The 2,572-nt window shown below is 67.1% G+C and carries 4 protein-coding genes; 3 read left to right on the top strand and 1 reads right to left on the bottom strand.

The annotated features are described in order from the left end of the window. Positions 1-1,434, top strand: a 1,434-nt coding sequence (locus VGH54_RS16695; protein WP_331513186.1) for an ABC transporter permease, incomplete at its 5' end; no start/stop codon positions are given. After that, positions 1,434-1,916, top strand: coding sequence for a hypothetical protein (locus tag VGH54_RS16690; protein ID WP_331513185.1), 483 nt, complete (start codon positions 1,434-1,436; stop codon positions 1,914-1,916). The genes VGH54_RS16695 and VGH54_RS16690, both read left to right, overlap by 1 nt. On the opposite strand, the gene VGH54_RS16685 is transcribed toward VGH54_RS16690, so the two are convergent. Further along, complete coding sequence (locus VGH54_RS16685; protein ID WP_331513184.1) at positions 1,900-2,238, bottom strand: hypothetical protein; 339 nt, start codon at positions 2,236-2,238, stop codon at positions 1,900-1,902. The genes VGH54_RS16690 and VGH54_RS16685 overlap by 17 nt on opposite strands. A 115-nt stretch (positions 2,239-2,353) precedes the next feature. Between VGH54_RS16685 and VGH54_RS16680 the strand changes: the two genes are divergently transcribed. Next, the coding region (locus VGH54_RS16680) for a nitroreductase family protein (RefSeq protein WP_331513183.1) at positions 2,354-2,572 on the top strand (219 nt) is incomplete at its 3' end.

Genomic DNA, 2,572 nt, shown 5'->3' with positions numbered 1-2,572 from the left:
TCACGAATCGGGATGGTGCCTCAGGACGACGTCGTGCACCGCCAGCTCACCGTCGAGCAGGCCCTGCATTACGCCGCGGAACTCCGGCTGCCGCCGGACACCTCCGCCGATGACCGACGCCAAGTCGTCGAGCGGGTGCTCGATGAGCTGGAGTTGGCTCCGCACAAGAAGACTCGCGTCGACAAGTTGTCCGGCGGTCAGCGTAAGCGCGCTTCGGTGGCCATGGAATTGCTGACCGGCCCGTCGCTGCTGATCCTGGACGAACCGACCTCAGGACTCGACCCCGCGTTGGACCGCCAGGTGATGACGATGCTGCGGCGGCTGGCGGACGCGGGCCGCGTGGTGATCGTCGTCACGCATTCGCTCACCTACGTCAGCATGTGCGATCAGATCCTGCTATTGGCCCCGGGCGGCAAGACCGCCTTCGCCGACCCGCCGGCCCAGATCGAGCCGGTGATGGGCAGCACCGACTGGGCCGACATCTTCGCGCGCGTCAGCACCGACCCCGATGCGGCACACCGCGCGTATCTGGCCCGTCATCCCGCAGCCCCGCGCAGGCCGTCGCCGACCGCCGGCGCGGCACCGCTGGGAAAGCCGCCGCGGACCAGCTCGTGGCGCCAGATCGTCACGTTGGCGCGCCGCCAAACCCGGCTGATCACCTCCGACCGCGGATACTTCGTGTTCCTGGCGTTGCTGCCGTTCGTCCTCGGCGTGCTGTCGCTGGCGGTGCCCGGCAACACCGGGCTGGGGTCCGCCGACCCGACTGCACCCGAAGAACCCATCGACATCCTGATCCTGCTCAACATCGGCGCGGTGTTCCTGGGCACCGCGCTGACCGTGCGCGATCTGGTCGGCGAGCGAATGATCTTCCAGCGCGAGCGGGCCGTGGGCCTGTCGGCGTCGGCCTACCTGATGGCGAAAGTCGTCGTCTACAGCACCGCGGCGCTGATCGGCACCGCGGTCATGGTCGCCATCATGACGATCGGCAAAGGCGCGCCCGCCCATGGTGGCGCACTGCTGGGAAACGGCGTCGCGCACGGCATCGTGGAGCTGTACCTGGGCCTGGCGCTGACGGCGATCACCTCGGCGATGGTGGGGCTGACGCTGTCGTCGCTGGCCCGCTCCACCGAGCAGGTACTGCCGATGCTCGTGGTGACGATCATGGTGTCGATGGTGTTGGCCGGAGGCCTGATTCCGGTGACGGGACGGTTGGTCCTGGACCAGCTGGCGTGGTTCGTGCCGGCCCGTTGGGGCTTCGCCGCCTCGGCGTCGACGGTTGATCTGAACAGCGTCGAAGCGGGACTGCCCGTCGACCGGCTGTGGCGTCATGTGCCCAGCGCATGGCTGCACGACGCCGGCATGCTCGTCGCCCTGGCCGTCGTGCTGGCCGGCCTGGTCCGGTTCCGGCTGCGGTTGAGCAAGCGGGCCCGCTGATGCCGGTCTTCGTCCGCAGACTGTTCGGCATCGGCAAATTGCCCGCCGACGTGCGAGCCGAAGTCGAGGCAGAGGGGATCATCTACCTCGCCGACTATGTCCCCGTCACCCGGCGATTCAGCGGTGCGATTCCCGGCCTGCGATCGGCGCACAGCGTCGCGAGCTACGTCGGGTCGCTGGTGTTCACCTCACAGCGAGTCTTGGCGACCCTGTCTTCGCTGCCCAAACTTGCCGGGCCCACGGTCGACGTAGGTTGGGACGCAATGCAATCCGGTATGGCCACCGCGGAGATTTCGCCGACCGGGCTGCAGGTAGAAGCCGATGTCGATGAGGTCGATCAGACATTCACCGGACACCTCTCGCTGCATTACAAGCTCGACGTTCCCGCCGACGTGCTGGTCGCGTTGCCGCGGCGATCGGTCACGTTCGACATGCCGCCGGAATACGTCTTACGGGCGGTGGGCGTCACCTACCGGCCGTGATGTGTCGAGGTCGCCTCCAGGCCGCCGACGTCGCCGACAGATCGGGCCATGGTGGCCGGCGCAGCACGGCCATAGTGCCGATCGTCGCCGAGATCAAACCGGTGATGACCCCGATCAGCGCTATCCGGTCGGCATCGACCACGGCCACCCAGCGGGCCGTGCCGCCGTAGATGACGAACAACCCCATCGGCGTCGCCGTGCCGGCACGGACCTTGGCAACGGGGATCACGGTGCCGCCGTCGGCGGTTCGGTAGGGCTCGCCGTATACGCGTCCACGCGTGCCGTTGGTGGGCAATTGCTCCACTGACTCCGAAATATTCATTGGACTGATCCTTTTGACCGTGGGTTCGAGTTGAGTCTGACCGACCGAGCGGCTCGACATCTCGAAGTGGGCATGATTGGTCACTTCGACACCCGACGGTTTCTACGATGATGATGTGGATGATCACGCGTTCAGTCCGCGGGAGCGGCTGGCGGTCTATCGCGTGATCGCCGAACGTCGTGACATGCGCCGGTTCGTGGCCGGCAGCAAGGTTGCCGAGGATGTTCTGGCCCGCCTGCTGCAGGCCGCCCACGCCGCACCCAACGTCGGCCTGATGCAGCCATGGCGATTCATCCGGATCACCGACGACGAGCTGCGACGCCGCATTCACGCC

Origin of the sequence: Mycobacterium sp., assembly GCF_036488105.1 — a bacterium.
In the GTDB taxonomy this organism is placed as follows: domain Bacteria; phylum Actinomycetota; class Actinomycetes; order Mycobacteriales; family Mycobacteriaceae; genus Mycobacterium.
This window is presented reverse-complemented; position numbering and strand designations above follow the sequence as displayed.

What these genes read in the sequence shown, in the direction of transcription:
- VGH54_RS16690 (WP_331513185.1), top strand. Translation starts at nt 1,434, where the DNA reads ATGCCGGTCTTCGTCCGCAGACTGTTCGGCATCGGCAAATTGCCCGCC.
- VGH54_RS16685 (WP_331513184.1), bottom strand. Translation starts at nt 2,238, where the DNA reads ATGAATATTTCGGAGTCAGTGGAGCAATTGCCCACCAACGGCACGCGT.